Source organism: Moritella sp. (assembly GCF_033791185.1).
Classification (GTDB): domain Bacteria; phylum Pseudomonadota; class Gammaproteobacteria; order Enterobacterales; family Moritellaceae; genus Moritella.
The window spans coordinates 1-7758 of sequence record NZ_JASJHF010000163.1 but is presented as its reverse complement, the minus strand read 5'-3'; the positions used below and the strand labels follow the sequence as shown (position 1 = coordinate 7758).

At 41.4% G+C, this 7758-nt stretch carries 8 protein-coding genes; all 8 read right to left on the bottom strand.

Annotated features, from left to right (window positions below; all coding sequences use genetic code 11):
- Positions 1-585 (bottom strand): FAD:protein FMN transferase (locus tag QNK26_RS09790; protein WP_319222567.1); only part of this gene is annotated, 585 nt, incomplete at its 3' end.
- 42 nt (positions 586-627) lie between these two features.
- Positions 628-1527 (bottom strand): magnesium transporter, encoded by a 900-nt coding sequence (locus QNK26_RS09785; RefSeq protein WP_319222565.1) that lies wholly within the window; start codon positions 1525-1527, stop codon positions 628-630.
- A gap of 135 nt (positions 1528-1662) precedes the next feature.
- Positions 1663-1890: a hypothetical protein gene (locus QNK26_RS09780; RefSeq protein ID WP_319222563.1), complete on the bottom strand. Its 228-nt coding sequence runs from the start codon at positions 1888-1890 to the stop codon at positions 1663-1665.
- A gap of 695 nt (positions 1891-2585) precedes the next feature.
- The gene (gene nth / locus QNK26_RS09775; protein WP_319222561.1) at positions 2586-3227 is read right to left on the bottom strand and encodes an endonuclease III; all 642 of its coding nucleotides are present in this window, start codon (positions 3225-3227) and stop codon (positions 2586-2588) included.
- 141 nt (positions 3228-3368) lie between these two features.
- Complete coding sequence (locus tag QNK26_RS09770) at positions 3369-4070, bottom strand: electron transport complex subunit E (RefSeq protein ID WP_319222560.1); 702 nt, start codon at positions 4068-4070, stop codon at positions 3369-3371.
- On the bottom strand, positions 4067-4702 hold the full coding sequence (gene rsxG / locus QNK26_RS09765; protein ID WP_319222559.1) for an electron transport complex subunit RsxG: 636 nt from the start codon (positions 4700-4702) through the stop codon (positions 4067-4069). The genes QNK26_RS09770 and rsxG overlap by 4 nt, the downstream gene beginning before the upstream one ends.
- Positions 4703-4711: 9 nt before the next feature.
- Positions 4712-5761 carry an electron transport complex subunit RsxD gene (rsxD, locus tag QNK26_RS09760; RefSeq protein WP_319222557.1) on the bottom strand — a complete coding sequence of 350 codons (1050 nt, stop codon included), beginning with the start codon at positions 5759-5761 and terminating at the stop codon, positions 4712-4714.
- 1 nt (position 5762) lies between these two features.
- The coding region (gene rsxC / locus QNK26_RS09755) for an electron transport complex subunit RsxC (RefSeq protein WP_319222555.1) at positions 5763-7758 on the bottom strand (1996 nt) is incomplete at its 5' end.

The window sequence follows — 7758 nt, the reverse complement described above, 5'->3', positions numbered from 1 at the left end:
TATGCCAGATAAATCAACATAAAGACTATCGATATTCTTACTTAAGCTATTTTTAGTATTACTCAGATGCTGAATGCCAACACGTGATTGCGCTGCTGTAATCATCTCGGCAGTTGGTCTTTGTTGCGGTAAATTATCTGGACCAAACCCCCATAAGTTAACGAGAGGGCCAAGTGTGACATCGAATGCACCTGATGTTATCTCATGTATGCGGATGGACTCGGCAACCACCTTCGCCGTATCTTCTGATACCGGAAAGTTAGTCACTGCATGACTTAAATTAAAACGTGATAGTTCGGAGTGCGGGCGATAAGTCGACATCTGCTCATTAACTTGCTCTAAGCGTCGCTCTATTTCAGCATGAATAGAAGACTGTTCACTTTCAGTCAGTGGAAAATGGGCAACTTTGATGTCATAAAATGTGCCCATCGTTTGACCTTTAAAAGTACTATTGCTTAGCTGAGGTTCTGAACAGCCAAGTATGCTGGCACTAATGGCTATCGCCGCTAACCACTGCAACGCTAATTTAAGGTGCACAATGGGTAAATATCGGACCCTAGTATGTATAGCTTTAAAATTTAACATTTATATTCCTTAATTTTACTATTTAAATACAGAGGATTAAGACTAAATACCAAGTAATGTAGTGGTGATATAGAAATAAATCAGTAACCCAGTAATATCAACAAAGGTAGTAATAGCTGGGCTTGCTACAACGGCAGGGTCTAATCGACATGATTTAGCCAGTAAAGGCAAAGTGGCACCAATAACGGTTGCAGTAAGCACTTGTAGAAACAATGCTAATGCAATCGCAGTACCTAATAACGTCAAAGTTATGTTACCTGGTAACTCGGCGCCACTAGATAAAAACTCCACCTTCATAAATGAAGCGGCGGCCAACGCTAAACCGATTAAACTGGCGATTTTTAATTCTTTCCATACCACCGTTAGCCAGTTTTTAAGTTTCAGTTCCCCTAATGCTAAGGAACGCACGATCACGGTTGCAGATTGACTCCCTGCATTACCGCCGGTGTCGGCAATCATCGGCATATACAAGGCGAGTATTGTTAATGCCGCTATCGCATCGTCATAACTCTGAATAATCATGCCTGAAAAGATCCCGACAGCAGCCAAACCCAACACCCAAATTATGCGTTTACGCACATGGTCTATTACCGACATATCCAGATAACTTGGTTCGTCTAGACTACTCTGAATACCCATCTGTAAATTGACATCTTCCGTTAACTCAACCTGCATTACTTGCGAGGCTTGCTGCCATTGAAATAAGCCAACAGGATGGCCGCGTATATCGACAATGGGTAAATATTCTGAATTGGAGTTTTGTAGTTGGCGAACTGCATACTCTTGATCTTCACCAACATGGCAAGGTTCAATTTGTAATGCAATATCTGTTAATAGCAGATCCTCATCATGCTGAAGCAGCATGTGTAATTCTAACAAAGCATAATATCGACCATACTGGTCAACAATCATTGCAGCTTTAGAATTGAGTTCTTTGTTCATGGACTTTACGTAGTTTACTGCCTCTGCAACTGACATATTATGATTTAGCAGCAGTGCTGGGGTTGGTGACATAACAGAATAGACAGGGCTGCTGGCCGTTCCTAACAATTCAATATCGGCAAGTAGCCAAGCGGGTCATAGTTTTTTTAAATCAATATTCTCTAATGATAATTTTTTTATTTGATAATATTGATTTAAGGTTTTATTACTAAACCAATGACGTAGTTCCTCGATTGAATTATTTGTTAAAAACGAAATTACTTTATTCTTCGTTTCATCACTCCATAATTCAAAAGGATGATTAATGTCATTAGTTAATATTAATTTGTTTTCATTGTTTATAAGCGCTGTATTATTGGACATGATTAGTCCTCCAATATAATAGGATAAAATATTTTTTATAATGTTAATAACAGCGATGACGGGGATATTATTTATTGTGATTTCATTTGTATTTTAATTAAAAATTAAAGCATTAAATATAAGTTCACATACCACTACACATCGCATTTCTGGAACGGCAGTAGACTGGGAGGAATGTCAATTTCCATTTCATTTCCTATTTATCAATGGTTTACTTAATTTGTGGGTGTGGAGGTATGAGCAATAATCGTTGATTATTACAATACAGCCAATGTGTAAACACAGTTGATTATTCAATATAATATTTATTAACACTTATAATAACGATTAAATAATCGTAACTAAGCATTATTTATAATAAGTTAAATACGTCTGATAATTTCAGATTATTGACGTTTTATATAATGAGAGAGGTATAAATAGAGGGAGGGGGATTTTACAATTTAGTATCCAACATCTATATATAGGCTCTCCTACAATGATCGCTTTCCATGTTATTTCCTTTGCTTGGTTAATTCGAGCGGATTGTAAGTTTAATGATACTTTAAGTCAATATTGAAGCCGTATACTTTACACTAAATATCATTGGCTTATATATGCGTTCATCTAGGTTTACAATTTACCGTTGAATGTGGATGTTGAAAGTGGAATAAAATCCAGCAAGTTGCTGGATTTTGGCTGGGCTGGTATAGCTGTTACTCTTCTGGGTAGATTTTGTCTTTAAATTCGCACAAATCTTCAATAATACAAGAGCCACAACGCGGCTTACGGGCGATACAAGTATAGCGACCGTGTAGAATTAACCAGTGGTGGACATCAACTTTAAACTCAGCTGGTATTACTTTAAGTAGTTTATCCTCTACTTGGTCAACATTCTTACCCATGGCCAATTTAGTGCGGTTCGACACGCGAAAAATATGGGTATCAACGGCAATCGTCGGCCAACCAAATGCGGTGTTCAATACCACATTAGCAGTTTTTCTACCTACGCCAGGTAGTTCAACTAAATCATCAAGATTTTCTGGCACAATGCTATTGTGTTTCTCTATTAATATCTGGCAGGCTTTAATGACATTGCTGGCCTTAGAATTGTATAAACCAATGGTCTTAATATAGCCTTTCAATCCTTCAACGCCTAAGTCAAAGATAGCTTGTGGTGTATTGGCAACAGGAAAAAGTTTGTCCGTCGCTTTATTCACACTGACATCGGTAGCTTGAGCAGAAAGCGTCACAGCCACAAGTAATTCAAATGCTGAAGAGAATTTTAACTCAGTTTCAGGATGGGGATTGTTATCACGCAGACGCTCTAAAATGATACGGCGTTTATCCTTGTTCATATCTTTATCCTATATATGCTATCAATCACAACAATCTGTAATTCGTTATTTAATGCAATTTATATTATAAAGCCACGCTGAATATCATCAATCAGCATGGCTCCGTGTTTTAATTAAAAGTTTGTAATTAAGTCGTTATGACTAATTCGTCGTAGATTCAGTCTCGGCTGCAGGCTCAACCACAATAACAGGCTGTGCTTTACGGCGTTTATCAAGTTGTGCATCAATAGCATGTTTAATGGCCATTAAAAAGCCCATGCCGATAAATGCACCAGGTGCCAGAATAGCTAATAAAAAGCTCGTATCAGCATGAAAAACTTCAATACGCAATACACTTGCCCAATCACCTAATAATAAATCTATACCGTCAAAGAGTGTGCCTTGCCCTAATACTTCACGAATGGCACCTAATACAATTAATACACTGGTAAAGCCAAGACCCATAAACAAGCCATCTGCAGCAGAAGGCAATACCTTGTTACGAGATGCAAATGCTTCAGCACGACCAATAATAATGCAGTTGGTTACGATGAGTGGGATGAAAATACCAAGTGATTGATAAAGCTCATACACATAGGCATTCATTAATAATTGTACTGTGGTTACAAACGAGGCAATGATCATCACAAAAATAGGAATACGGATCTCTTTTGGTACGTATTCACGAATTAATGAAATGGTGGTGTTTGATGCGACAAGCACTAATAAAGTCGCGAAGCCTAATCCCATCGCATTAGTTACTGTTGCTGTTACAGCGAGTAGGGGACAAAGCCCCAAAACTTGTACTAGACCAGGATTATTTTTCCACAACCCTTGATACATAATATCGCGATATTGGCTCATGATTTACTCCAACAAGACTGTGCGCTTTGTAGCTCAGAAAACTGCTCTGATTGATAAAAAGTGAGGATGTCTTTTACTGAATTCACCACGGCTCTAGGTGTGATAGTTGCCCCCGTAAAGGAATCAAAATCGCCACCATCTTTAATCACAGCCCAAGAGTGGGCATTTTCTTTAGTGAGCGTTTGGTCAACAAAGTCATCTAACCAGTTCGACTTACGGTGTTCGACTTTATCTCCTAGCCCTGGTGTTTCATTATGGGCAAGAATACGTACTCCAGTTACTTTCCCGATAGTATCAACACCGACAACAAGTTTAATATTACCGCTATAACCAGCTGGTGCAATACCTTCAATCGCATAGCCAATCGCTGCATTATTCTTGGTAGCAGTGAAAATACGTTGGGGCTCTGATGTACCAAGCAGGCTCTCATTGACCATTAATTTACAACTTTGAAAGATGTTGTTGTCGTGACTGTTTTCAGGTAATAACTGATTAATAATTTTTAGTAATTGGATTTGCTCTTGTTCGGCAATGCGGTCTTTTGTGACGGCATGGGTGATCGCGACAACAGAGGTACAAGCCAGGGCAAATAGGGCGAGTATCGCACCATTTTTTTTCATTGATACTAACATGGTGATCTCCTATTTATGGCCGTAAACACGGGGTTGAGTATAATAGTCAATTAATGGTACGCACATGTTGGCTAATAATACCGCAAACGCCATCGCATCAGGATATCCACCCCAAGTACGAATGGCGTAAACGAGCATACCAATGAGCGCACCAAATATAAGGCGGCCTTTTGGTGTTGTTGCCGCAGAGACGGGGTCAGTTGCAATAAAGAATGCACCTAACATGGTCGCGCCAGAAAATAAATGAAATATAGGAGAACCGACCGAGTCCGGTGCCCATAAATAGCCAATAAAGCTGATTGTAAATAAACCGCCTAACAAGCCGACAGGGATATACCAGAGTATTGCGCGTTTACTTAATAAATAAACACCACCGGCAAGAAAAGCTAGATTTATCCATTCCCAACCTAAACCCGATAACCAACTAAATTGTTCTTGTACTTGGATCTCTGACACTGTGTTGCCCATAGCAAGACCTGTTTTTAAGGTGTCGAGCGGGGTTGCCATGGTCATACCATCAATATTTTGCATTAACTGGTGTGCGCTATGACCGTCTAAGGTAACACCAGAAAAAATCACATTGAAGACATCCCACAATGATAATTCGTAACCGGTAATTTCACTTACCGGTGGCCACGTTGTCATTTGTAGCGGAAAAGAGACCAGTAACATGACATAAGCAACCATTGCTGGGTTGAAGATATTTTGTCCTAACCCACCATAAAGATGTTTTGCAATGCCAATCGCAAATACCGCGCCCATGATACTGATCCACCAAGGCGCAAAACCTGGTACTGAAATACCGATCAGTAAGCCAGTAAGCAGGGCGCTATTGTCTTTTACACGGTTTAGTATCGGTTGTTTGCGTAGTTTAAGAAATACAGCTTCAGTGATAATTGCAGCCATACAAGCGAGTACGATATGAATCAGGTTACCGGCACCAAAAAAGTACCATTGCGCCGCAATACCTGGAATGGTAGCCAAAATAACGGTGCGCATCAGGTTACTGGTGCTACTACCACTGTGATTATGGGGAGAGCTTGCTAATCTAAATGCCATGTTATTTATCACCAAGTTGGGCTAGTTTTTTTGCTTTCGCTTTTGCTATCGCTGCGGCAATAGCTGCTTTTTTATTATCAACCGGTTCGGTTACTTGAACATCATTGGCTGAATCGTTTGTTGTACTTTCGTCGGCTGACTGTGCGGCAGCTTTTTTGGCTTTAGCACGAGCGATTGCGGCAGCCACGGCGGCTTTTTTGTCATCAACTGCTGTAGTCGGTGTTACATCTGCTGCTATTGCTGTTGTTTCGCCAGATTGCGCAGCGGCTTTCTTGGCTTTAGCACGGGCGATAGCGGCAGCCACGGCGGTTTTTTTGTCACTTACAGCTACAGGCGGTGTTGCATCTGTTGTTATTGCTGTCGTTTCGCCAGATTGCGCAGCGGCTTTCTTGGCTTTAGCACGGGCGATAGCGTCTGCGACGGCCGCTTTTTTAGCGTCAATGGCTGGATTCACGCTCACATCTGCTTGACTGGCCTCTTGCGCCGCTCTTCTTGCTCGCGCTTCAGCTTTTCGTGCTTTGCGCTCTGCGATGACAGCTGTGTTATCTGGCATCGCAGATGCGGTTTCACTTGTCGTCGCAGCGGCTTTCTTAGCTTTAGCACGGGCAATGGCATCAGCAACTGCTGAGCCTTTACTGGCTTTATTGTCGGCAGGAACTGACTCTGCCGCTTTGGCTTTTTGGATCCGTTCCATTGCGGCTTTGACGGGATCTTCACCCGTTGCCGCTGTTGCTGTTGCTCGGCGTTTTGCTGCCGCATCTTTCTGACGTTGTTCACGCTGCGCTTTTTCTATCGCTAAGCGTTCATTACGTTTTTCAAAGCGTTCTTTAGCAATTGCTGAGGCTGCGAGTTCAGCATCACTTTCACGCACTTCAACTTTAGCAATTCGATATTGATGCACAAGTGGTATCTGGCTGGGACAAACATAACTGCAAGCACCACACTCAATACAATCCATTAGATTATAATCGGCAAGCTTAGTGACGTTTTTAGATTGGCTATACCAATGTAGTTGCTGTGGAAGCAGGTCTACAGGACATACTTCCGCGCATTCACCACAACGAATACAAGCGTCGGGTTCTCTGACTTGCGGTATTTCATCTTTAATTGGCGTTAAAATACAGTTGCCAGTCTTCGTTAATGAAAACTGCGCATGCGGAAGGGTAAAGCCCATCATCGGACCACCGTAGATGATCGCCGCTGCTTGGTTTTCATTACAGTTAAACTCGTTAAGTAGAGCTTTGATCTGGGTACCAATCAAGACTTGCACATTACGCGGTTGTGGAAATGCTTTACCTGTTAAAGTAACGATGCGGTTTATCAGTGGTTGGCGGTCTATAATTGCTTGTTTTACCGCATAGACAGTACCAACGTTTTGCATCACGATACCAGATTGTGCAGGAATTTGACCTTTACTGATCTCTTTGCCCGTTAACATCTGAATGAGCTGTTTTTCACCGCCATTCGGGTATTTTGTCGGTACTTTACGGACGATGATCGCATCACTGAGGTTTAGGGCATTAATCGCCGTTTCTAACGCTTGTGCTGCATCGGCTTTATTATCTTCAATACCAATGACACAAAGTGCTGGCTTGATCATATGACGTAATATCTCAATACCTTGGATAATGTCATCTGCACGTTCACGCATTAATACATCATCAGAGGTGATATACGGTTCACATTCCGCGGCATTGATTAATAAAAATTCAATGGGCTGTCTATCACTGAGTTTAATGGCGGTTGGGAAACCTGCGCCACCCATACCGGCCACACCAGCTTGACTAATGTATTGCTGCAATTCGGATGTTGATAGCTGCTTATAATCTAGAGCGGCTTGGGTTGGCAATGCTTGGTCTTCTTGATCGCATACCAGCTTAATGGCTATTTCAGGTGTTGCAGAGGGATGGGTACTTGGATATTGGGCAATATGTTCGATGGTGCCAGATGTAGGCGCATGAACCGGTACTGCCATAAATGAGTCAGATGCTGTTAGT

Coding starts and splice junctions, on each gene's coding strand:
- QNK26_RS09785 (WP_319222565.1), bottom strand. CDS start 1,527: ATGAACAAAGAACTCAATTCTAAAGCTGCAATGATTGTTGACCAGTAT.
- rsxG (WP_319222559.1), bottom strand. CDS start 4,702: ATGTTAGTATCAATGAAAAAAAATGGTGCGATACTCGCCCTATTTGCC.
- QNK26_RS09770 (WP_319222560.1), bottom strand. CDS start 4,070: ATGAGCCAATATCGCGATATTATGTATCAAGGGTTGTGGAAAAATAAT.
- QNK26_RS09780 (WP_319222563.1), bottom strand. CDS start 1,890: ATGTCCAATAATACAGCGCTTATAAACAATGAAAACAAATTAATATTA.
- rsxD (WP_319222557.1), bottom strand. CDS start 5,761: ATGGCATTTAGATTAGCAAGCTCTCCCCATAATCACAGTGGTAGTAGC.
- nth (WP_319222561.1), bottom strand. CDS start 3,227: ATGAACAAGGATAAACGCCGTATCATTTTAGAGCGTCTGCGTGATAAC.